This window comes from Salmonirosea aquatica, from assembly GCF_009296315.1.
Taxonomy (GTDB): Bacteria; Bacteroidota; Bacteroidia; order Cytophagales; family Spirosomataceae; genus Salmonirosea; species Salmonirosea aquatica.
This window is the reverse complement of record NZ_WHLY01000002.1, coordinates 3009030-3033030: the sequence shown is the minus strand read 5'-3', so window position 1 is coordinate 3033030 and position 24001 is coordinate 3009030. Positions and strand designations below refer to the sequence as shown.

Below are 24001 nucleotides of genomic sequence, written 5' to 3'. Positions count from 1 at the left end.
TTTAACTTTTAAGGTGAAAACCTCGCGTAATTTTTACTGATCGGATCTCCAACCCGCAGGGGTTCCTCTCCATCGGTGATCAGGTTGAAACGATTGATATTCTGCGATTGCAAATTCAACAATACGTTTTTAAACGTCGGAAACTTCGCCGAATTGTCCCCTTTGATCGCGATGCGAAGTTGTGGATTTGCCTTACGGGCTGCATATACCCAGTCGGCCAGTTCACTTACTCCCGTTGAGTCAGTCGGAATACCCGGCTGCTTCACCGTTCCCATTTCGGGGGATGGAAGATCCAGCCATCCTTTCAATTGTGCCAGCGGAAATCCGAAACTCGCTTGATTGGAAAACTTCTTCTTCTGTTCATCCGTAAAAGTCAAGCCTTTTGTTTCGGCGATGTTGTTCAACATCGTAATTCGATCAGGCTGGGCGTCTACACCAAAAAATACTTCTCCTTCATTTCCGATGCTGATCATCATGATATTGTCATCGGGTACCTTAATAGAGGAAATAGACGATGGCGTATCAATTTCTGCTGCTTCCTGCGATTTGAACGTGGCGGTCATGATAAAGAACGTTAGCAGCAGAAACGCTACGTCCGTCATCGCCGTCATATCAATCGTAGGCGGATGTTTCTTTGGTCTTACTTTTGCCATGGCAATATATAAGTTTTTATTATATTAACGAAACAATACTATTAATTATTTTACTTTATTAATAGTGAGCGGCAAAATTTTGCTGGATGCTCATGCTGATTTCGTCAATACTATAGGTAAGATCATCTACTTTGCTGTTCAGGTAGGCATAGGATATAGTAGCAATGGCCGCCGTACCGATACCCAGACCTGTGTTAATCAAAGCCTCAGAGATACCCGTTGCCAGAGCAGCCGAGTCGGGAGAGCCGGAAGCACCCAACGCAGCAAAGGCCTTGATCATACCGATTACCGTTCCGAGCAGAGCGATCAGTGTTGAAGCTGAGGCAAGCGTAGCGATAATGGTAAGGTTCTTTTGCAGCATGGGCATTTCGAGCGTTGTGGCTTCTTCGATCTCTTTTGAGAGGGCAGCCATTTTTTGCTCTTTATCAAGTACTGTATCTGTAGTCAGTAGCTTGTACTTTTCAAGGCCTGTTCTGATTACATTTCCAACCGAACCTTTCTGCTTGTCGCACTCACGGATAGCCTCATCAATTTGGTTCTTATCCAACAAGCCCCGCACTTTACGAACAAAAACGTCTACATTCGAAGTTCCGCTTGCTTTGCTTAGGGTAATCAAACGCTCGATCGTGTAAACTAACACGATCAGGAAACAAGTCATCAGGATAGGTACGATGGGACCGCCCTTGTACACAATGCCATAATAATCGCCTGGCTTGGGGCCTTTTTCATGATCGCCGTCGATAAAGTGATCCGGTGCTCCCAAAACAAAAATGTAAATACACAAGGCAATCGCAAACAGCAAAGGTATCACCCATGCAGGATTCAACACTCCGCCTTTACCTTGTTTCTTCGGTGCTGCGGCTGCTTTAGGCGCCGGAGTTGTAGCTTTCTTTTCCATCAGACTTACTTTTAAAGGGTTAATTGAGATTTTGGTTGTGAGTTAATAAAAAGTTTTGAGTAAATGCTTTTTGGTAAAATAAAATTTCGATTAAAGTTAAAAAATGTACCGTTGCAAAAGTATGGGTTTTCCTTCTAAAAAAAAGCAAGCTATGTTTCAGTTTTTTTTATTTTTTTTAAAAACTCGAATATAAAATAGTATTTTTCTATTATTTTGTGCCTGGTTATTTATTGATAAAATCACTATTAAAACACTCTAAAACAATTAGTTACCTTGTTCAATAAACAATTGATCAATTTGTACTATTATTCACATACTCACCAGAAACGTCCTGCCTATGGACGTAAAAGGAGCGGAAAAATAGAGTCTTACCAACACAAAAGCAAATTTTATTTGGAACCGATTCATTAATAATCAAAGTATCACCTAAAAGCTTAATTCACCGGTCTTTCTACTTGCCCGACATCCCAGATCGAACCAAAATCTTAGTGTCCTCCCAGGTGTTTTTTATTTAAAGAATAGCTGCTCTTAAAACCTTTACCTTACTCCTTTGTCAGTCAGTACCCTACCCGTTTTACGACTGTCAATAAGTAGCCGAACATTTTTTCGAGCAAGAAGAATAAGATGAATACAGGACGAAATTTTCCGGTCCTACCCCGCAGGAGTCTTTTATCTGGATAATTGATGCAGGTATGTGTGCACGCTACAAATGACAAAATATTGTCTAAAAAATAGTCTTATCTGGAAATAGCTGGAAGCCCTATTTAAGCTTGTCTGTACAATTAATATCTTTTTAGTGTTTTTTAGGATTATATATTTTTACATTTTGTATTTTTGTGTCATAAATATATTTTACTTTTGCTATAACTTAGCGCACATATAAAATACAGATGACGATCATGAAAGAAGCTGACAACTCAATCCAAGACCGCCTCAAGCAGGTGTTTGATGCCTTGGGCATCACTATCTATCAGATAGCGAAGGATTTGGATGAAAATTCATCCAAATTCTATAATATCCTGAGCGGCCGGGCTAAGCCTTCTTATGACACGATCATCGGTATTCTTAACTATTATCCCCAGGTGAGGGCTGATTTCTTGCTCCGGGGCGAAGGGCCCGTGCTGAATGAGGGCGACTATTCCAATGCCCATCCAACTCCCCAGGAAACCGCCTACGTGGACGTACCTTTTGTGCCCGTAAAGTTTCACGCCAGTTTTGTGGAAAGTTACTCAGAAGGATACCGGTTTCAGGACTTGGATTCCTGTCGGGTTAGTAAAGACTTGGTTCAGAATCTGCGTGAGCCCGTCGTGCTCGAGGTGTCGGGCAATAGTATGAGCCCCCAACTGGTACATGGTGCGCGTGTGCTGGCGGTACCCATTGATACGGGCGACTGGATTTACCAGTCAGGTGGGGTATTTGCAGTGATTTACCGCGATTTTTTTGTGGTGAAGCGAATTCGGGAAAACGATCTTTTGACTAAACATTACCTCACACTCCATTCGGACAACCCTATGGGCGGGAGTGTCACGGTACCTTCCAACGAAATCCGGGGTATCTGGCGTGTGGCCAATATTGTGAGTGCGCCCGTAGAATAGGGACTCCAATGCCATCTGAGCATCGAACTGGCAGGCCGCTGGTTCGATGCTTTTTTTTTAACTTTGGGTTTTGCACAGGAGTAAGGGCCAATACGCCCCCCTCCGGAATCCGGATTGGAGAACATCTATGAATGATTACTTATCGAGTCTGAACGAGCCCCAACGCCAGGCCGTCATGCACGGCGAAGGCCCCCTGATGATAATTGCCGGGGCTGGTTCAGGAAAAACGCGCGTACTTACGTTTCGAATTGCCCATCTGATTGAAAATGGCGTCGATCCATTTCGGATCCTGTCATTGACGTTTACGAATAAGGCTGCCGCTGAGATGCGCCACCGCATCGAAACCAGTGTGGGTTACGAAGCCCGGAACATATGGATGGGTACCTTTCACTCGGTATTTGCCAAAATCCTGCGGATCGAAGCCAGGTACCTGGGTTATAACAGTAATTTTTCCATTTACGATACCGACGACTCAAAGTCATTGCTACGCAGTATTATCAAGGAGTTCAACCTGGATGATAAAGTCTACAAGGCCAATGCTGTATTCAACCGCATTTCGGGCGCCAAGAACCGCTTGGTATCGCCGGACGATTATCTGAACAACAGCATAATCCAAGCTGATGACAATGCGGCTCGCATGCCCGAAATCGGCCGCTTATACAAAGCTTATAGCATACGCTGCTTTCAGGCCAATGCCATGGACTTCGATGATCTGCTGTTCAATACGAATGTCTTGTTTCGCGACTTTCCCGAAGTACTCTACAAGTACCAGCACAAGTTCCAGTATGTGATGGTCGACGAGTTTCAGGATACCAACGTCTCGCAGTACCTCATCACACGGAAACTCTCGGCCGTTCATCGCAACATCTGCGTAGTAGGCGATGATGCGCAGAGCATCTATGCATTTCGGGGAGCCAACATCGAAAATATCCTCAATTTCGAAAAGGACTTTCCTGATGTGCGCACCATCAAGCTGGAGCAGAACTACCGCTCCACCCAGACCATTGTCAACACAGCCAATTCGGTAATAGCGCGCAACAAAGCACAGCTGCGTAAGGAGGTTTTTACTGAAAATGACGAAGGTACCCTGATTGAGGTGGTGAAGGCCAACTCCGACAATGAAGAAGGAAGGCTAGTGGCTACCTCCATTTTTGAGGAGAAAATGCAGCACGGTCTGCGCAACAACGATTTTGCCATTCTGTACCGGACCAACGCCCAGTCGCGGGCTTTTGAAGAGGCCCTGCGGCGGCTGGGTATCAAGTACCGGATCGTGGGGGGCCTGTCGTTCTATCAACGAAAAGAAATTAAGGATTTGCTGGCGTACCTGCGTTTTATTGTCAACCAACAAGACGAGGAGGCCTTCAAGCGGATTATCAATCTGCCTAAGCGCGGAATCGGTGATACTACGGTTGCTAAAATTGCCGTAACGGCGGCGGAGAATCAGGTAGCGATCTGGGATGTGGTAAGTAATATCCACCAGTACGTCAGTGGGCGTGCCACGGCTCCGGTCGAATCATTCTCGACCTTGATCAAAAGCTTTATGCTTATGATCGATCAGGGCCGGGATGCCTTCGAGGTAGCTACGCACGTAGCCAAAACCTCGGGCATCCTGCGGGAACTCTACGAAGATAAAACCGTAGAGGGGCTGTCGCGCTACGAAAACGTGCAGGAATTGCTCAATGCCATCAAGGAGTTTGTCGATAATCCTGAAAATGAAGACAAAACCCTGGGTACCTTTCTACAATCCGTAGCGCTGCTCACCAATGCCGATGAACCCGATGAAGACGGCGACAATGACCGCATTACGCTGATGACCATTCACTCAGCCAAGGGATTGGAATTCAGGAATGTGTACGTAGTTGGTCTTGAGGAAGATCTTTTTCCCAGCCAGATGATGCTCGAAAGTCGGCAGGATCTGGAAGAAGAGCGGCGGTTGTTTTACGTAGCCATCACCCGGGCCGAGCAGAAACTTACTTTCTCCTACGCAGAAAGCCGTTACCAGTGGGGCCGCCTGAAAATGTGCGAACCGAGCCGTTTTCTGCTGGAGGTGGATCAAAGGTACCTTAATACCTCTAAAGCCACCCGTCACATTGCCGAGCGCGAAGTACAGCCCAACCCCATGGGCTTTCTGAAAAATATTACAAAGAAAACCGCTCCCGTACAGACGGCGGCCACGGCGCATACGCCCTCACCGGATTTTACGCCCAGTGACACTTCGGGTCTGGTCGTGGGGCAGCGGGTCGAACATCCTAAGTTCGGATTTGGGGTAGTAAGCAAGCTGGATGTTAACGGCACCGATCGTAAGGCAACGGTGAAATTTGAAGGGATAGGTGAAAAGACCCTATTACTGAGCTTTGCCAAACTGCGGATTATGGAGTAGTTTGCCGGGACTGCGTAAATTTCATACCTTTTAATCTTTACCTGTCAGGTTTCAGTATTCATTCAAATTACCAAATTATGCTAAGTGATAACGACCTATCCCAAATAAAAGAGCGCGGCAGTAACACAGACCTGGTTCAGGAGCAAATCCAATTCTTTAAGGACGGTTTCCCGTTCCTGCATTTATCCAAAGCAGCGACCGTTGGGGATGGAATCATACGATTGACCGATCAGAAAATCGACGAAGAAGTACGGCTTTTTGAATTGCGGGCAAACCAGGGGGACATTACACTGCTCAAATTCGTGCCCGCTTCCGGGGCCGCAACCCGGATGTTCAAGTCGCTGTTTGCTTTTTTAGAGGAAGGCAAAAGCGACAAATCTGTGGAAGAGTTTTTCGAAAAGCTCGAATCTTTCGCTTTTTATGAAGATCTTAAAGAAGTTTTGACCGCCGACCATCACGATATCGCTACCGCCGACCGAACTGCCATTGCCGACTATTTTCTGACTGAAAAAGGCTTAGGGTACGGGAATTTGCCCAAAGGGCTGCTTAAATTCCATGCGTATCCCGAGCGCGCCCGAACTCCGCTGGAAGAGCACCTCACCGAAGGGGCTCTGTACGCCAACGCGGGCGGGCATGTCTACCTGCATTTCACGGTGTCGCCCGAGCACCGCGACAAGTTCGAGAAATTGGTAGTGGAAGTACTGCCTGACTACGAAAGTAAGTGTGGCATAAAATATTTCGTTTCATTTTCGGAGCAAAGGGCTTCTACCGATACGATCGCAGTCAACAAGGACAATACCCCTTTCCGCGAAAAAGACAACAGCCTTCTCTTTCGACCCGCAGGACACGGTGCCCTATTGGAAAATTTGGCGGTTCTGGAAGCCGATGTGATTTTTATAAAAAACGTGGACAATGTGGTACCCGACCATTTGAAAGATACCACCGTCACTTACAAAAAAGCCTTAGCCGGGGTACTGCTCGACTATCAGGCGGCTATTTTCAGTTATCTCGAACGACTTGATGAGTCTGTGGATGCGGCCCTTCTTTTGGAACTCGATGAATTTTTCCAGGATGAGTTGTGCGTACGGCCACCTCAGGAATATCAGGGCTGGAATACGGAAGAACAGGCAGCCTACTATCGAAAAAAACTGGAACGCCCCCTGCGCGTCTGTGGCATGGTACCCAATGTGGGCGAACCGGGAGGCGGCCCCTTCTGGGCCACGAATGCCGATGGTTCGGCATCGCTTCAGATCGTAGAGTCCGCGCAGGTGGACATGGACAGCACCGAACAGAAAGCCATATTTCAGCACGCCACGCACTTTAACCCGGTGGATCTGGTGTGTGCCATAAAAGATCGCCATGGCAATACCTACCCCCTGCGCAAATTCCGTGATCCAATGACGGGCTTTATTTCCAGCAAGTCCAAGGATGGCAAGGAATTGAAAGCTCAGGAACTTCCCGGACTATGGAACGGCGCAATGGCCGATTGGAACACACTGTTTGTAGAGGTACCCCTCATCACGTTTAACCCCGTCAAGACGGTCAACGACCTGCTACGGGAACAGCACCAGTAAGCTTTTCTTAGTTGACTTTTCACGAAAAATGCCGAAGGGGATCGATCCCCTTCGGCATTTTTCGTGAAAAGCGACAAGGTAGGGTACCTTAGTCTTCATCAGCTACTTTTATTGAAACAAGGCTCTGTAAATTTTCAAGAACCCCCTCCTGAAAACCGGGAAGATGCGATAGGTCGGTACCCCATAACTCAGCGTCGGACAGAAGGGAACTGACAAGGCGTGGGTAGTCAGTTCCATGTTCTTTATACAGTGCCTCGAAATACGGGGCGGCATCGCAGCGAATAGGGTACCTTACTCCGTTTCTTTCTCCAAAAAAAGATTTTCCGTCGGTTTCAACGGGTTTCATGAAAAGTATATACGCCGCAAATCCTTCGGCCATGCGAGCAGGTAGAGCACCGAATTTTTCATAGTGCGAAAGCAGGGTAGGTACGTTTCGCATTTTCATCTTGGCGGTGTACTGTACTGTAATGTCGATTAGCTGGTGCTTGATGTAAGGATTGCGAAAACGATCCAGAACTTGCCGTCCAAAGGTACGGGCGCGTTCAAGATCCACTTTGTACGGAATGGCCGGCGCCAGTTCGTTCAGCGTGAGTTCAGTAATGAAGTGTTCCAGCTCAGGATTCTCCATACTTTCCCGTACCGTATCCATGCCCGACAGAAAGAACGACGCTACGCTGAAAGTGTGGGAGCCGTTGAGCAGCCGCAATTTTAATTCGCGATGCAGATCGATGTCAGGCTCTATAATCACGCCCGCATCCGCTTCGGCAAAATTAAGTACTGAGCGAACCTGCGGACCGCCTTCGATGGCCCAGAGCCGGTACGATTCCGACATGATCAGCAGTTCGTCCTGGTACCCCAGCGTGTCGGTCAATTCCTTCTGCGTTGCTTCGTCGGGTAAGCCCGGCACGATACGGTCTACCAGCGAACTACAGAAATGATTGTGTTCGTTGAGCCACTGTATGAAATCCTCACCCAGGTTATGGCGGCGCGACTGCTCCAGCACGATATCGCGCAGTTTTTTTCCATTGTCCACGACTAGTTCCGTAGGTACAATCACCATACCACTCTCGGGCGAACCATTAAAAGTACGAAACCGCTCGTGTAGGTAGGCTGTTAGTTTTCCGGGGAACGATTCGGGCGGTGAGGCCTTAAGATCATCCTCGACCAGTTGGATACCTACCTCAGTGGTATTCGAAATTACGATCGTAATTTCAGGATTCCGGGCGCAGGCCAGTATTTCATTCCATTCGTTCCGGGCAGACAGTGTGCGGCTGATGGCCGAATTTATGAAAGTCTCCTCCACGGCTTCTCCCGCCTCTACGCCCCGAATGCAATGGGTAAACAGATCATCCTGATCCTTGAAGGCGTCTACCCCACCCCGGTCGGTCGACTTGACTACCACGATCCGACCGTTGAAGATACTGTTTTTGTTGGCCTTATCCACAAAATAGTCGGGTAGGCCCCGCAGCAAAACCCCCGTTCCAAACTGGAGTATTTTTTCGGGCAGTGCTGCCAACCGTGCATAATCAGGGTACAGCTCCGTTCGTTGGGACAAAAATTGGGGGGTAAGTTGAGGAAGACTCATGGTATTTAATCGGTTAGCAAATGGAAGGTCAGTGAATACAATCACCTGATCGTTGTACAGGGTAAAGGACGGCAGAATTTTCCTGTAACCCCTAAAATAGCAGGGAGGCATCCGCTAAGATGCCTCCCTGCTGCCAAAAGCCCTGTAAACTAAAGTACCGTAACAGGCATTGGCGCGTAGCTCATGCTTTCTTCTTTCTCCTTTTTTTCTTCCGGGAAGACAAACCGCATGGGTTTTGAAACGGTCTCGGGCAGCAGTGCTGCAGCTAAGACCTCATCCACGGTATCTACATAATGAAAGGACAAGTCCTTGATGTAGTCGGCGTGGACTTCGTCCACATCTTTTTTATTCTTGATACATAAGATTATTTCCTTCACACCCGCCCGGCGCGCCGCCAGGATCTTTTCCTTAACCCCACCCACGGGCAGTACCTTGCCGCGCAGCGTGATTTCGCCCGTCATGGCGATGAAAGGCTTTACGCGGCGCTGCGTAAAAATCGACGCCATTGAGGTGAGCATGGTAACACCCGCCGACGGACCGTCTTTAGGTACGGCTCCGGCCGGTACGTGTACATGCAGATCGTAGTGATTGAACACCCGGTAATCGATACCCAGGCGTTCGGCGTGCGCTTTCAGATACGAAAGCGCCGTTACTGCCGATTCCTTCATAACGTCCCCAAGTTGGCCCGACAGCGTAAGGCCCCCTTTGCCCCGGCTGAGGCTGGTTTCAATAAAAAGAATTTCTCCCCCTACGGAAGTCCAGGCCAGGCCGGTCACTACTCCGGCAATGTCGTTATCCTGATATAGGTCTTTATCAAAAATCTCAGCTCCCAAAAATTTCTCGATCTGATCTTCTTTCACCGTTTTAAGGTACTCCTGCTCCATCGCGATAGACTTGGCTACCTTGCGCATGAGGGTACCTACCTTCTGCTCCAGATTCCGTACGCCCGATTCGCGGGTGTAACCTTCAATGATCTTTTGCAGGGCCTTGTCGTCTACACGTACATTGGTGGCTTTCAGGCCATTTTCCTTGCGTTGTTTGGGCACAAGGTACTTCTTGGCGATCTGAAGTTTCTCCTCCATCGTATAGCCCGTCATCTCAATGATCTCCATGCGGTCGCGCAGGGCCGGATGAATAGGTTCCAGGGAGTTGGCGGTAGCAATAAAAAGCACGTGGGAAAGATCGTATTCTACTTCCAGGTAATTGTCCGTAAACGATGAATTCTGCTCAGGGTCAAGTACCTCAAGAAGAGCCGAAGCGGGATCACCCCGGAAATCGGAGCTAACCTTGTCAATTTCATCAAGGATAAAAACCGGATTGGACGAACCGGCGCGCTTAATATGCTGAATGATTTTGCCAGGCATTGCACCGATGTAGGTCTTGCGGTGTCCACGGATCTCGGCCTCATCGTGCACGCCACCCAGCGCCATACGGATATATTGCCGATTAAGGGCTTTGGCCACTGATTTGCCCAGAGAGGTCTTACCAACGCCGGGAGGGCCATACAGGCACAAAATCGGGGCCTTCATATTGTTTTTCAATTTCAGAACGGCCAGGTACTCCACGATCCGTTCCTTTACTTTTTCCAGTCCGAAGTGGTCAGAATCGAGCACTTTCTGTGCGCGCACCAGATCAAAATTATCTTTGGTGTACTCATCCCAGGGTAGGTCTACCAGAGTTTCGAGGTAGTTGAGCGTTACGGGGTACTCTGGCGCCATAGGGTTGATACGCTGCAGCTTATTGATTTCCTTATCAAAATGCTGCTGCACACTCTTGGGCCATTGCTTCTCCAGCGCCTTGATGCGCAGGTCGTCCATCTCGCGCTCGGGACTATCGATGCCCAGCTCGTCGTGCAGTACCTTGATCTGTTGCCGCAGAAAATAGTCGCGCTGCTGCTGGTCAATGTCAGAACTGGCTTTGGACTGGATTTCCCGTTTCAATTCCAGCATCTCGATTTCCCGCATCATGTATTGAAGCAGCAGATTGGCCTGCTTATGGCCGTTGGTTTCTTCCAGCAGCTTCTGTTTGTCGCCCACCTCCACATTAATGTTCGACGAGAGGAAATGAATCAGAAATACGGGGCTTTCGATATTATCCAGGGCAATGCGGGCTTCCTGCGGAATTTCGGGATTGAGCCGCATAATGCGGTGCGCCCCATCGCGCAGGGAATTCAGCAATGCTTTGGATTCTTTACGGTTGGCCAGGGCAAAAGAGTCATCGATCCCTTCGATACGGGCCGTAATGAAGGGGTCTTCCCGGATGATTTCCCTGATTCGAAAGCGTTGACGCCCCTGCACAATGATGGTAACATTGCCGTCGGGGAGGGTGATCATTTTAAGAATATGAGCTACCGTACCTACCTTATACAGGTCATCGGCGCCAGGATCTTCTTTATGAGGTTTTGCCTGCGTGACCGCGCCCATAATGCGCTGATTGATGTCAGAATTACGGTAGATCTTCTTCACCAGCCGGATGGCCTTCTGACGAACCACTGTAACAGGAATCACCATGCCCGGAAAAAGTACGGTATGACGGATTGGCAGAATGGGTAGTTCGGCGGGCAGATCAAGCGGTTCTTCTGAACCATCCGGTCCACCAATGGGAACAATTTCCAGACTGTCCAGGTCCGAATCGGATACTAGTAAACGACTGTAGAGGTCTGAGTTTTCAAAATTCATAGGCATTCTGTCAGTGTGACAGATTTCTTTCCCAATTTACAAAAAAAATAAAAAATCGTAGGGTTATGCGTTGGTAAAATACCTATACCAACCAGAATTTGTCAGGAGAAAATGCAAGGATGAAGTATAGCACAGATGATTGAAGGAATTGCTTCCGTTCAAACTTTACAGCCAAAATCAATCCAAAACGAATTACAAGGCCTGAACGGACTGGCTTTTCTTAAAAAGGTAGGTCTTTCGTTCTTCTCCCCACTTCACATTGACCATATTGACCTGGTCGTCAAATGTTTCCATTAGTAGGTCATGTCGCAATACCCACCCTTCGGGATTACCGGAAAAGGGTACCTCCAAATACAACCAGGTAGCATCGGCTTCTTCTTCTTTTCCAATGTACTGAAAAGCCCGGAGCCGTCGGTCGGGGCCGGCCAACGCAAAGTGTTTGCGCAGATATTGCTCCAGGTAGCTGTTATTCTGATCGTCATTCCGGAGTACGAAGCGTCGGTTGTCATTGGCCAGGGAAAGTCCTTTCTCCAAATCGTCGGTATAGGCGCGTACGCTTATTTCCAGGCTTTTTTGAGCAGCATCGTAACGCATACGCGTTACACTAACATGGTATTCGTGCTTCGTGCGGGCTGACATCAAAAGTCCCGACACAATGATCAACCCGCAAAAAAGAATATATGTCTTCCTTTTTCGTACACCCATTATTAAAATATGGCTTTCCAGACATCATTGAATATAGCGAACGCCATAATACCCAACAGCAGCACCATTCCTACCTTCTGGGCATTTTCCAGAAAAGCATCCGAAGGCTTCCGGCCTGAAATCATTTCATACAGTAATATGACCGAGTGGCCCCCATCCAAAGCAGGAATCGGTAGAGCGTTCATAAAGGCCAGTACCATCGACAATAACCCGGTCAGGAACCAGAACCGTCCCCAGTCCCACACTCCACCAAACATCCGTGCGATTCCAATTGGACCGCTAAGTGCCTTGGAAGCTGATACTTCACCCCGGAATATTTTCTTGAAGCCCTTGATGTTATTGTACACCACCCCAAAGGCATCCTGCGTACCCACCACAACCGCTTCGGGGAACGTGTAATCTATGGTGCTGTAATTGAGCTCACTTTTGGATCGGAACCCAATGGTACCATCCTCCATGACCGGCACGGGAATCATCACATTGCTCCCGCTCCTCTGCACAGCCAATGAAGCCGTGGTACCTTTAAGGGAATCCAGTGCCTGCTGCAACTGATGAAAATACCGGATGGGCTTTCCGTTAATGGCCACGATGCGGTCACCTGCCTTTAAGCCCGCTTTTTCGGCTGGTAAGCCTGCCACAATTTCGCCAATGCTGAAGGGCTCAATGGGCCGGATGAAGCTGCCGCGCTGCTCGGAATCCGAAAGTTGCTCAATAAAACTATTGGGTACATCGATGTCTACCCGCTCACCGTTACGATCAACCGTATAGTAGCTATTGCTGCCCAGGAATACATCGGAACTTATGACTTCGTTGTAATTCTTGAAATCTTTTCCGTTTACAGCTACAATCTTGTCACCTGTGCGGAGGCCGATTTCCTGCGCCAGCGGACCGGCCACGATACCGTACCGGTTCATCTCTTCTTTGGACAGGAAACTATCTCCCTGCTGGTAGGCAATGGCAATGAAAATAACAATGCCCACCACGATATTAACGATGATTCCCCCAGCATAACAATCAGCCGCTGCCAGGCGGGCTTAGCCCGGAACTCCCACGGCTCTGGTTCGTTGGTCATCTGCTTGGTATCGAGCGACTCATCGATCATGCCGGATATTTTCACAAAGCCTCCCAACGGAATAGCTCCTATGCCATATTCGGTTTCGCCCCGCTGAATACTCCAGATTTTGGGCGGAAAACCAATGAAGTACTTTTCGACCCGCATGCCGAACATCTTGGCCGTCAGCAAATGGCCCAGTTCATGTAATCCTACCAAAATAGACAACCCCAGTATGAGTTGTCCGGCCATTATTACTATTTCCATGTATATCAGTAGCGTAAATGAATGGGAATCAAATCCCTGCGTTAACTATTTTCAAGGTACCTCTGAGAAATAAACCGCAAAGATACACAAAAGGTGTCGCTAACCCCGCATCTTTTTGGATTTACGCAGGATGATATAGTAGCCCCATCCGTAAACGAAAAGCTTTTGCAAAGCCGTACGTAATCGCATGGGTAATTTGACCCATTGTCGGCCAGCATGGCTTACTTTTCGCCGATCCACACTTCCAGCTGTCCAAGCGAAACTTTGGCGTTGGAAATGTAAGTGACAGGAATTTCCAGCTTGGTTTGACCCTCTTTGTCTTTGACCAAAACCGTTAGCAAAAGATTTCTGACTGCTTCGGCGTTTTTCTCGTCCTGGGGGTGAAAATATTTGATCGAGGTAGGGAACCGGGGCGGTAGGTTTTTGGACTGGATCGCAGGGACAATGGCGCCTTTCTCTTTCAATATTTTTAGCAGTTCATCCGATGCCTGCCGCCTCGTCGCATCCTGAATATAGATGATGTAGCCGAAAAAAGGGGTTGCAGAAATCGCTTCCTGCTTCTTAAGACTGTACTGCTGTGCCTTGGCTTCGTATACCACGGTCGGCCTATCGAGTGCAATCTCTGATGCCGGCGAAGGTACCTCGCCCGGATCTTCAAGTGAGGCATTCTCCGTACCATTTTGGAGACGGCTTCTGTTCTGAAATCTTCGTATTCGGGTAGTCGGCCGCTCAATTACTGGTACCGAATCTACAGTCTGGACAAAATCGCCCGATGCGGAAGCCGCCTCCGGTTCGGCCACGGAAGCCGGGATCGAATCGACCTCTAACAAAGACATCCGCCAGGCATCCAGTTCATTTTTGAAAGTAGTGAGACTTGCCTTTTGTTCTTCCAGCACGACATTTTGCTGGGCTAGTTTCTCTTTGGCTTCTGTAAGCTTTCTGTTGCTTGCGCGGAGCCGGTAGAATAGGTACACCATCCCGACCACACACATGATCGCGAAAATCAGAGAGAAAACGCTCTGTCTTTTCATGGAGGCAATTTCACTGAGAAGCTCTCGCTTTACTTCTTCCGAGTAGTTCAGCTCTTCCTTCATCTTGGGCAGGGTTTAGGCGAATAGTTTCATTCTCCGGATTACTTCGTCATCGGCCAGTACGGAGTTCAATTCTACGGTTTTATACCGCTGCTGGTTCTTAAGGCCGAAGTACGACGAGAAGACCGCCGCCAGCCCGACGAAGGAAAGTACGTAATCGTGTATAAAAAAAACGGCATACACCAGAATTGAGATACCCAGCAGACAGAGCACCAAAATAAGGAAACTCATGGCTTTGTCCCAGGGTGAATTCCCCACAGCGAGGTCTTTTCGGGTGGGGCTGGCCAAGCGGATTTTCCACCATTCCTGCCGGTCAATTTCCTGCTGGTACTTTTCTTTGACAAATAATTCCCATCGATCGCGATCCTCTTCTGCTTCGGTGACCAGCCCCCGCCACACGATGGGCTCGGTCGATACAGAAGCAAAATGGTCGTGCTTCCATTTCAATTCGTTCAGGCTGTGCTCAAAGGCACCACGAATGGTGTAGGTCGTAGTGGCGAGGGCCTTATAAAATGTTTCGGCAAATTCCCGGGCTACTCCGTCGCTTACTTTTCCTTTAGTAGCCACCACGATTTTGACGTTATTGTCAAAAAGCAGCTTAACCTGGTCGTAGGTAGCGCAACCGTTCAGTACCACCAGTTTGAGATTCTGTGCCTCGCCCAGCAGGCCGGCGAGCCCACGGGCGTTGCTGGCGCCATCCTTAAAAAGAAGGTGCTGGCTCATGGCGTGGCCGCTGAAATGAAAAATAATGAGGCGATGCTTGTAGTTGCGGATATCCTCGGCCACCTTGTCGCCGTCGGCACTACCCCGCGCTGGAAAATCTACTTCAAAGTACCGATCCGAACCCTCTTGAATCTGGTACTGCTCCCAGGCTTCGGCAATGGATTCGTACTCGTCTTCCAGGAATTGGAGATAGTCTTTCTCCGTATCTCCACTTTGGGCGAAATAGGACAAAACGACGGGGCGGTACATGGCGATGTTTTTTTATAACCATCTTCGACCTCATTCTCAGCTCATTAATCTGAGAATGAGGTCGAAATAAACTGGTCTGGCTTAGGGGTACCTTCTAAACTTCATAAAGCATGGTGGTATCGAATTTACCCTAAAAATCCACCTGTTTCCGAACCTGCTCAATCTCGCGGATAAATTTGTCCCCCACCAGTTGAAATCCCGGATTGGTCGGATGGATTTCGTCAAACCAGGTATTGCGGTCTACCAGACCGCGCGTGTCCACAAAAGTGACCTTCCCTTTGAATTTCGGTTTGCTGACGAGATCGGTGAGCCGCCGGGCAAACTCGTCCAGAATGAAGTGGATCAATTTTTCCCGCTCGTCCTGCGGACCGATCTTTTTGGCAATCATGTGTTTGCCGCTCCAGCTCTGTTTCTTTTTATTGGCGGGATTTTCGGTATCCACCGGAATAATAAAGTCGTAGCAGTGCACCATGATATGCAGATCCTTATACCGATCCAGCAGCTCGGTGAACATGTCGTCGTACTGGCTAGACAGCGTGGCCATGGTGTCGAAGAATTTCTCGTTCAGGTACCTCTTGGGGGTAGCATCGGCTGGATCGGGTACCTCGCGCAGGAAGAACTGAAATTCATCACCCAGCACGTCATTACCGCCGCCACTCACCAGGAAAACTTTTGCCCCTTCTTCTTCAATCGCATCCAGGTACTCTTTTTCTTTACATAATTTTTAAGCGTATCCCCAGCCTCAGCAAAGCTGCGGATGGCGTAGCATTTGTAGAGCTGATCGAGCGTATCCTGCAACAGAATGGGATACTGAAACCACGAATCCCCCTCGGCCACGATGCGCAGGCGGGCGGGATCTTTCTTGAGATTCCGGTAACGCTTGCGGCGCTGGGCCGTTTCAACCTGATTACCCAGCCAAAGTTTGATATCGTCGAACAGATTCCTTTCGTCTTCAGGTACCACCAACCCTTTTTTCAATTTCCAAATGATGGGTTGCCCGGTTGCGTCCGATTCCACGTCGCAGTAGAGCCCGGCGGCGAAGTAGGCGGTTTCGTCCCAATCGAGCAGAGCTTTCAAGGTAGTGGCCGGAATGTGGTTGAACATCGGGTTTCTGAACACCAAATTCAGGGTTTGGGTACCCCAGCCAGAGAATTCGAGGGGTTTGTCTTCTTCTGTATCAAATCCTCTTGTCCTGTCTTTCAGATCTTTCCTTCGGTCACCGCTGGTCAGAGGCTTGGGCAATTCTTCCAGCGTGAGGGCTTCGGCGACGAATTCCTTAGTACTGATGATAAATTTTAGTGCTTCCTCCGTTTGGGGCCAGTTATATTCCCGTTCGACGGTACCCAATTTGAGGTTGATACGGTCTTTACCATTAGGCCCTAGGAATAGCGATTTGCCCGCTTCCAGCAGCTGTACCCGCTGGGGCAGAAAATCCAGAAAGCACTGGAATTCCTTGCTGAGGTAGGCGGCGCAGAAATACAAATCCTGCGCGGTAGCATTGGTGACTTTGATCTGAATGGTACCTTTCCAGTCGTTACCAACCTTTTCGTAATCCAGTTCAGCAGTGTCGTTGGCTAGGTTGATGGGCGTAGAGGTACCGTCGGCCTGTATCCGGCTCAGTTCAACGGTAAGCGGCTGGACCGGAAAATCTGAGGGTTTATCCTCATTTTTCAAGTTTTTGATAAAATGCCAGCGCGACACGTGTTGTAAATTGGCAAGCACCGATGTGGTGTCCTTGGTACCCTCATCCTGTACGTATTGAATCGGGCGGATCAGTGGCCGGTAGGGATCACCAGGCCGGGTGAGGTACATTTCGCCGCTGCGTATGTGCAGTGTATAATCGGCCGGTTTAGCCTTCCCAGAATCTTTCTCTGCTTTGGCCTCTTTTTCTCCCCCGAACGAAAATCCGCCGCTGGCATTTTTCAGGAGCTCGTCGGTGAGCTCATTTGCCTCTTTGAGGGTACCATCGTGGTTCTCCACTTCGAGTACCAGTTCCTGCGTCAGGAGGCCCGCCACTTCGGCTTTGTAGATTGTATCGTCGTCCAATCCGATTACGTTAAGCAGTGTATAGTCCACAAATACACCTCCTTTGCGTACTTTGGCCTTGAACGTTTTTTGGAGATCGTCCGGATCAAACAAAGTAATATCAGAGGTGGATTTTACGCCGTGAATGGCCCCCACATTCAATTGCCAGGTACCATTTTTGTCCTGAGTGCCTTCGCAGATCATTTTCTGCGGGTCGATCCGGCGGTTCAGAAATCCTGCGTTCAAGAGTTTCCCGGCATTAGTGGGCAGGTACACGCGAGGCGTTTGCTCGAAGCCCGCCCGCATATATTGCCGGATACGGCTGCGCAGGGTATTGTACGAAATATTCCCGCCGCTATCGGTAAGCATTTTGAGCAGGGTTTTGGTAAAAACGCCCTCTCGGGCGATCTCCAGCGCCACTTGATCCGACTCACAGGCGGCCATCTGCACGTGGGTACCCTGAGGCAGAAAATCGGCGGGCTTCTTCCCATTCACCGAGTCCTTTTTAATAGTGTCGCTGAACAAAAACTCATCCCAGTCCCGTTTGGGAAAGGCATTACCCGCTTTGTCGGTGACCCGGCGCTCGTTCCGGTCGGGGTAGTTGGCTTCGGTGGCGCCCGCGTTGCGGGTGTTATCACCCGAGTGGCAGCAATCGAAAATCGTGACGATGTGGGCTTTGGTTTTCTCCGATAGCTCGTGGATCAGGAAACGGAGCTCCTTATCCGTAAGCAGAAACTGGGACGTCTTCGTGGTACCCCCGTCATAGCACACAATGCATTCCAGAGCGTCATCCGTTTCGTCCCAGATCGCATCGGCCGTTTCCTGGGTACCGTGGCCTGAGTAGTAAAATAGTACGGTATCGTCCTGGTCTGCCTGGCTCAGAAAGTTTCTGAAACCCTCGGCCACGCCCTGTCGGGTCGCGTCAGCATCAGTGAGTTCTTCAATTATGGCATCAAAGTCCGTATTCGATTCGAGGTACCTTCGCACCGCCGCGACATCGTTGAGGCAGCCCCCTAGTTTTCTCACCCGGGCGTAGTTGTTGATGCCCACCAGCAGCGCGTATACTTTCTTTTTTGAAGCCGTACGGTCGTCGTCCAGTACTGGTTTTTCGTCGTAGTCGTTGGGATTGTAGCCTTCATTGTCGGTAGCTTCCTCCTCAGGAGCTGTTATTTCCCGACTCGCGGGGAATTGTGCTTCGATTTCCTCTTCCGAAGTTAGTATAGTACCCATTCCCCGAGCAACGGAAGTTTCCTGAACCGAGCGGGCAAGGTAGGTGGGTACCTGTACGCCAGTAATGACAGTTTTCCAGTCGAAAGCCGGGCCGATGTCCCACTTGCCGCTGCTACGGTAGTTGATGTGCGAAACAATTCCTTTGAAATTGACTACATCCGAATTCGTAGTATAGCGTTTCTCGGGCGGTAGAAACTGCCGGGGAATATTGTACTTCGCCGTAAGGTACCTTAGCAGGATGATCAGGCTGTCGAGCTGCTCGGGCGTGTAGCTGGCGTAGTGACTTTGCTCACGGAAGGGATGGTCAATTTTGGTATAAGCCTGGGTGTTGGCCAGCGAAGTATATAGGTCCACGGGGCCAATTTTGCCGGTATTGGAATCTCTGAGTCGAGAATAGATCGTTTCCAGATTTCCGTCCTTGGGCATCAAAAATCCGTAGTTAGACAGCTCTATGCCGATCGTAGCCTTGTCCTGCGCATTGCCGGTACCCGAGTTGCCCACCCCTGCCCCCAGATGCCCCGACCAGAATTTGGAGGGAAACAATTGGTAGATGGTACCATCCCGGGCAATGACGAAAGGTACCGACACATGGCGGCCCTGCTGAGTTAGGGTGAGCATGTCTGAACGGACGTTGCCCGCTGTAAAGTGCAGGACAATGCGTTGCTTGGGATGCGCCGACTCGTAGTAGTAATCGCTTCGATTGGGTTTAAACAGGGTACCTTTCAGAGTCAGGTTTTCGCCGGGAACGGGCAGGGAAAAAGGTTTGAGCGCGGAAGCGGCTTCCGTACGGAAGCGATCCTCGATCTGGGTAAGGGTATCGAAGCGCATGGGGAAGGTAGGTTCAGGAAGTTTATAAGGATTTAGGAAAAGAAATTTACAAAGAATCCCAGGATCCGCTACCAAAAACTTAGTAAGCGGTTCTAATAAGCCGTTTCCGCCGCAGGTACCTTTTAAGCACAAAAAAAACCGGAAGCAAACGCCTCCGGTTTTTCAACAATCTGACACCAAATATAAAGGTCGTTGATTATTTCGCTGTATCGTAATCCGTGTTTTGCGGATCGAAGTTGGCCCAGGTAGCAGTCCAGTCGGTGGTATTGAAAGCACCGATATATGGCGCGGCTTCAAATCCTGAGGGCAGCGTAACACCGCCCGTCAGCAGCGGTGAGCCTGCCTTGGGAATGCCAACGGGACGAACAGAAATGCTGTTGAAGTTGGAATCCAGCATCAGGTCGGCTACCGAAGTGTATACTTTGTTTTTGTTCGCGGCCGTGTTGAAGAGGGTCTCGTCTACGCCATCAAACATTTTAGTAGCACCTTGCAGGGCAATACCCTGCAGTACCAACTTGCCGCTTTTATAATTGTCAACGGAAGCATTTTGCAACAAAACACCTATTTTGTAAGGAGCAGAAAATACACTGTTATAAACTTTCAGTTCCGAACTGCGGCGCAGGCGAAGAGCAGTATTATACTTTGAATCGAGGGTACCAGGAGCAATGGTAGCCGTTACGTTCGCAAACTTAGCCGCAGTTTTGGGCATGGCCTCTGTACCCGTAGCATCATTGTCTGATTCGAAGGCATTAGAGTCACCCGCCTGATCGGCTACGGCCGGATCGCGAATAATCAAACCGTACTGAACCATACCGCTATAGCCGTTGTCTGTATCGAAGTCATCATCCAGGCCACGATAGGCGATCAAGTGCTTCGCATTCACCGTACCACCGAACCACTCGTAGGAGTCGTCACCGCTGTATGAAACCTGTACATAATCGACCGTCGTGCCAGAACCCACGCCACCGAAAGTAAGGCCGTTGATTTCTTTGTCAGTCTCGAAAGCAATGCCCGCAAACTCGATGCGCACGTACTTCAATGAACCAGAATTGTCGGCAGGATCGGTTCCACCAAATTCTGAAATATTTTCTCCCTCAATCCTTGCATCGGCCTTGTTGACCGGTGCCTTACCCAGCAGGACCAATCCTCCCCAGTCCCCGGCAGCACGCTGTCCTTTAGCCTGGTTCGAGGTAAAAACAATGGGCTTATCAACTGTACCGTTCGCGATGATTTTCCCGCCCCGCTTCACGATAAGCGAACCCTTTGAAGACTTTTCTCCCTTAATGATGGTTCCAGGCTCAATGGTCAGCGTGGCACCATCTTCCACATAGACAAATCCCGATAAAATGTACTGATTTCCAGCCGTCCAGGTGGTGTTGGTTGTGATGCTTCCTGAGATTGTAGAAGGACCCGTCGGGGTAGGATCCGGATCGGGGTCCGTACCTTTGTCGTTACAGGCGGTGAAGCCGGCGACCAGTGCGCCAAAAATAAATACCTTAATTAAATTCGTTACCTTTTTCATACTTCATTTTCTAGTTTAACAATCTGACTATTTGTGTATTGACTATTTAAAGATTGGCACATCAACAATTCCAATATTCTGACACTGTGCCTTTGGGTTATTAAAATTTATAGCTCAAGCCGATCGTGGAGTAGGTACCCCGGCGGTAGGTCTGATAGGTATCGTCCTGCGAGGTAATCTTCTGATCGAGATTACTGTCCTGAATCAGGCGGAACCGTTGATTCAACAGATCCTGAATCCCAATTTTTAATTGCAAGTGCTCACCCAGGGCTTTGATGATGTTCAGGTCGATGACATTGCGGGGCATTTCGTATACCGTGGGCTGTACTTCCTTGTCGCCCACCAGGAATATGCGCTGACCGACTACATTATAAAGTGCATTGATCTGCCAGCCCCGGTTGACATCGTTGTAATAAATTCCCGCGTTAACCAGGTAGGGCGACTGTCCCTGCAACGGACGGTTATTATCCTGGGACGCAAAGCCCGTCGTTACGTTACTTTTGATCAGGGAAGCATTTAACAGCAACGTGAGGTTATCCACAAAGCTGGATGAAGTCAAAGCTTTCAACGACTTACGAATTTCCAGTTCGGCACCCACTGCATACGCTTTCTGCGCGTTGTCCACCGTGAAAGCCACTCCCGAGCCCGCATATAAAACTTTTGTCTCGATGGGGTTGGTAAAGTATTTGTAAAAACCGGCCAACGAAATCACCTCGCCATCTGAGGGGTAGAATTCGTAGCGCAAATCCGCATTCTGAATCGAAGGTGTTTTCAGATTAGGGTTACCTACCCGTGACACGTCGAACGCAAAGTCATAGTAGGTGAACGGGGCCAGTTCCCGGAATTCGGGACGGTTCAGCGTGATGCTATACGCCAGACGCAGCAGGGCTTTGTCCGTCAGGTTGTAGGCCAGGTTGACCGAAGGAAGTGGTCGGAAAATGGGGTTGTCCACATCAACAGCTACCCCGGAACCGCGCAGGCGGCTCTGCAATTGCTGGCGACTGAATTCAGCCCGAAAACCAACTGAGGCATTGAATTTGGGCGTAAATGGGTAGTAAGCCCCTACATAACCCGCTGCCAGTACACTTTGGGCGTCATACTTGTCGTCATAATTGGTACGCTCGGCGTAGTACAGCTTGTCAAGCGCAATATTGCCGGGGCTGAACAACTGGTCGAAGGGTAGGTTGAGTACCTCTTGCGATGTACCCCCGGGATTGGTCAAGTTGAACCAGCGGGCCTGAAAAGCACGGTCCTTATACTCACCATAAGCACCCGCCCGCAGCTTGATGTCCATCTTGTCGTTGTCGGCGTAGCCTTTACGACGCACCCGGTGCTCAATATCGGCCCGCAGGGAAGACGTGTATTCGTTCAGTGTGGAGTAGAAACGGGCTCCCCGGGTAAGGCTGGCGTTGCTGCCGGGTACTATTTCCACTTTGAAAGGATCATTGGTACCGATGTCGCGGCTCGATACGAAGCGACGAAAATCCGGCTCCTCGCGGTGGGTGTAGCCGAAGGCACCCGTCCACTTTATTGTCGTGGCATCCGACACATCGTGCGTACCGCTCAGCTGTCCGCTGTAAATACTTTTGGCCTCGTAACGGAAGGCGTAGTTTTCTACATCCCGGCCATTTTCCTGGCTGTATCCCTGACGGAAAATGGTTTCCTTGTTGGTAAGCTGGTTGAACAGGTTACGGAATTCAATCTTGTTATTAGGATTCAGAATCAATGCCCAGTTTGACATCGCCCCCAAGCGTACATTTTCCGTATTGAACTGATCGTTGTATTCCGTTTGGATAGGAGAACTTTTGGTAGACGTATTGAAGGCCAGGTACCTGTACTGATCCGTATTCAGCAACTGATGCGTGTTGGTGTAGCTTATATTGTTAAAGGTGGTAAGAGTTTTATCACCCACGTACATTTTGCGGTTGTAGCCCAGCGAAAGGCGCAGATCGGGGTTGTTGCTGATGGTACTTACATTATAGAAGTCAGGCAGATTTCGGAAAGCCCGCAGGGTACCCTCAGAAGGCCGGTTTTCATTTAGGAGCGTGGAGGTGGTTGGGAAAGAAGCCGGTAACGTCCGGTCTCCGGCGCCAAACCCAATGATATCACCGGAGGTACCTTTGTAGCTAAGGGCATTTTGAAAGGTAGTTCCAGCCCGGTAGCTGCTGGCGATGCTCAACGAAAGTCCATTCTCGTCGGGAACCGTTTTGGTGTAAATCTTGATCACGCCACCCGCAAATTCGCCGGGTAGCTCGGGAGCACCCGATTTGTAAATCACCATGCGGTCGATGGCCGAGCTGGGAATCAAATCGAAGGAAAAGGATTTTACGTCCACTTCGGTCGAAGGTGTAATGGCATCGTTGAGCATCACAGTATTGTAGCGCTCGTTGAGGCCGCGAATAATCACGAAGCGATCGTCCTGAATGGATACGCCTGGTACGCGGCGAATGACCTGCGAAGCATCGCGGTCCTGCGATTTCTGAATCTGCTGCGCCGAAATCCCCACGGCCACCTGCTCGGCTTGCCGGATCTCGGTGATGACCGACACATCGGTGAACGTCTGGCGCTGGCCCACGATTTTAACTTCCGACAGCGTGGCCACGTCCTCTTCCAGGGTACTGTTGATCAGTACGGCCTGATTGGGATACACCGTCACCTCTACTTCCTTTGGCTTGTAGGATACGTAGCTGATAACAACCGTGTGACTGCCGGTGGGTACATTGCGAAGTTCGAAGTTGCCTTCGATGTCGGTGGAGGTACCTACCGGAGGGGTGGTGCCTTTGAGTACGACGCTTCCGCCGATGATGGCCTCTTTGGAGTTGGCGTCAAGAATAGCGCCTTTGATGGTTCCGGTTTGGGCGAAGGCTGCCACGGAAAGCAGCCCAAGGAACAGGGTTGAGAAGAAATGTTTTTTCATGTTGGGTGTCAGTGTACTTATGTTTTCGCT

General features: G+C 49.5%; 14 protein-coding genes and 1 pseudogene. 3 read left to right on the top strand and 12 right to left on the bottom strand.

Annotated features, from left to right (window positions below):
- Positions 1–8 precede the first annotated feature (8 nt).
- Both GBK04_RS13725 and GBK04_RS13720 read right to left on the bottom strand, forming a co-directional pair.
- Complete coding sequence (locus GBK04_RS13725) at positions 9–653, bottom strand: ExbD/TolR family protein (RefSeq protein ID WP_373330967.1); 645 nt, start codon at positions 651–653, stop codon at positions 9–11.
- Positions 654–711: 58 nt separating this feature from the next.
- Positions 712–1551 carry a MotA/TolQ/ExbB proton channel family protein gene (locus GBK04_RS13720; protein ID WP_152760560.1) on the bottom strand — a complete coding sequence of 280 codons (840 nt, stop codon included), beginning with the start codon at positions 1549–1551 and terminating at the stop codon, positions 712–714.
- Between the two features lie 899 nt (positions 1552–2450).
- On the opposite strand from GBK04_RS13720, the gene GBK04_RS13715 reads away from it, so the two are divergent.
- The 3 genes from GBK04_RS13715 to GBK04_RS13705 all read left to right on the top strand — a co-directional run bounded on the left by GBK04_RS13715 (position 2451) and on the right by GBK04_RS13705 (position 7100).
- On the top strand, positions 2451–3146 hold the full coding sequence (locus GBK04_RS13715) for a S24 family peptidase (protein WP_152760558.1): 696 nt from the start codon (positions 2451–2453) through the stop codon (positions 3144–3146).
- Positions 3147–3273: 127 nt separating this feature from the next.
- Positions 3274–5526 carry an ATP-dependent helicase gene (locus tag GBK04_RS13710; protein WP_152760555.1) on the top strand — a complete coding sequence of 751 codons (2253 nt, stop codon included), beginning with the start codon at positions 3274–3276 and terminating at the stop codon, positions 5524–5526.
- A 77-nt stretch (positions 5527–5603) separates the two neighbouring features.
- Positions 5604–7100, top strand: a complete 1497-nt coding sequence (locus GBK04_RS13705) for a DUF4301 family protein (protein ID WP_152760553.1) — start codon at positions 5604–5606, stop codon at positions 7098–7100.
- An 88-nt stretch (positions 7101–7188) separates the two neighbouring features.
- Here GBK04_RS13705 and GBK04_RS13700 read toward each other — a convergent pair whose 3' ends face one another.
- The 10 genes and pseudogenes from GBK04_RS13700 to GBK04_RS13655 form a co-directional block, all read right to left on the bottom strand.
- Entirely contained in the window at positions 7189–8655 is a 1467-nt protein-coding gene (locus GBK04_RS13700; RefSeq protein ID WP_373330966.1) for a tagaturonate reductase, read from the bottom strand.
- A 179-nt stretch (positions 8656–8834) separates the two neighbouring features.
- Complete coding sequence (lon, locus tag GBK04_RS13695; RefSeq protein ID WP_152760549.1) at positions 8835–11363, bottom strand: endopeptidase La; 2529 nt, start codon at positions 11361–11363, stop codon at positions 8835–8837.
- A 192-nt stretch (positions 11364–11555) separates the two neighbouring features.
- Entirely contained in the window at positions 11556–12002 is a 447-nt protein-coding gene (locus GBK04_RS13690; protein ID WP_373330965.1) for a DUF6702 family protein, read from the bottom strand.
- Positions 12003–12070: 68 nt separating this feature from the next.
- Positions 12071–13371, bottom strand: a pseudogene (rseP, locus tag GBK04_RS13685) (RIP metalloprotease RseP).
- Positions 13372–13607: 236 nt separating this feature from the next.
- A complete protein-coding gene (locus GBK04_RS13680) occupies positions 13608–14480 on the bottom strand; it encodes a hypothetical protein (protein WP_152760545.1) in 873 nt (290 codons plus the stop codon).
- Positions 14481–14492: 12 nt separating this feature from the next.
- A complete protein-coding gene (locus GBK04_RS13675) occupies positions 14493–15449 on the bottom strand; it encodes a hypothetical protein (RefSeq protein ID WP_152760543.1) in 957 nt (318 codons plus the stop codon).
- 130 nt (positions 15450–15579) lie between these two features.
- Complete coding sequence (locus tag GBK04_RS13670) at positions 15580–16110, bottom strand: SGNH/GDSL hydrolase family protein (RefSeq protein ID WP_152760541.1); 531 nt, start codon at positions 16108–16110, stop codon at positions 15580–15582.
- Positions 16107–19532 carry a caspase family protein gene (locus GBK04_RS13665; protein WP_152760539.1) on the bottom strand — a complete coding sequence of 1142 codons (3426 nt, stop codon included), beginning with the start codon at positions 19530–19532 and terminating at the stop codon, positions 16107–16109. Before GBK04_RS13665 ends, GBK04_RS13670 begins: the two co-directional genes overlap by 4 nt.
- A gap of 196 nt (positions 19533–19728) precedes the next feature.
- Positions 19729–21054: a beta-helix domain-containing protein gene (locus GBK04_RS13660; RefSeq protein ID WP_152760537.1), complete on the bottom strand. Its 1326-nt coding sequence runs from the start codon at positions 21052–21054 to the stop codon at positions 19729–19731.
- Positions 21055–21154: 100 nt separating this feature from the next.
- Entirely contained in the window at positions 21155–23971 is a 2817-nt protein-coding gene (locus tag GBK04_RS13655) for a TonB-dependent receptor (protein WP_152760534.1), read from the bottom strand.
- Between the last annotated feature and the right edge of the window lie 30 nt (positions 23972–24001).

Bases quoted from the DNA above. Each gene is read 5' to 3' on its own strand.
- GBK04_RS13725 (WP_373330967.1), bottom strand. From the start codon at position 653: ATGGCAAAAGTAAGACCAAAGAAACATCCGCCTACGATTGATATGACG.
- GBK04_RS13720 (WP_152760560.1), bottom strand. From the start codon at position 1,551: ATGGAAAAGAAAGCTACAACTCCGGCGCCTAAAGCAGCCGCAGCACCG.
- GBK04_RS13715 (WP_152760558.1), top strand. From the start codon at position 2,451: ATGAAAGAAGCTGACAACTCAATCCAAGACCGCCTCAAGCAGGTGTTT.
- GBK04_RS13710 (WP_152760555.1), top strand. From the start codon at position 3,274: ATGAATGATTACTTATCGAGTCTGAACGAGCCCCAACGCCAGGCCGTC.
- GBK04_RS13705 (WP_152760553.1), top strand. From the start codon at position 5,604: ATGCTAAGTGATAACGACCTATCCCAAATAAAAGAGCGCGGCAGTAAC.
- lon (WP_152760549.1), bottom strand. From the start codon at position 11,363: ATGAATTTTGAAAACTCAGACCTCTACAGTCGTTTACTAGTATCCGAT.
- GBK04_RS13690 (WP_373330965.1), bottom strand. From the start codon at position 12,002: ATGTCAGCCCGCACGAAGCACGAATACCATGTTAGTGTAACGCGTATG.
- GBK04_RS13680 (WP_152760545.1), bottom strand. From the start codon at position 14,480: ATGAAGGAAGAGCTGAACTACTCGGAAGAAGTAAAGCGAGAGCTTCTC.
- GBK04_RS13675 (WP_152760543.1), bottom strand. From the start codon at position 15,449: ATGTACCGCCCCGTCGTTTTGTCCTATTTCGCCCAAAGTGGAGATACG.
- GBK04_RS13665 (WP_152760539.1), bottom strand. From the start codon at position 19,532: ATGCGCTTCGATACCCTTACCCAGATCGAGGATCGCTTCCGTACGGAA.
- GBK04_RS13660 (WP_152760537.1), bottom strand. From the start codon at position 21,054: ATGAAAAAGGTAACGAATTTAATTAAGGTATTTATTTTTGGCGCACTG.
- GBK04_RS13655 (WP_152760534.1), bottom strand. From the start codon at position 23,971: ATGAAAAAACATTTCTTCTCAACCCTGTTCCTTGGGCTGCTTTCCGTG.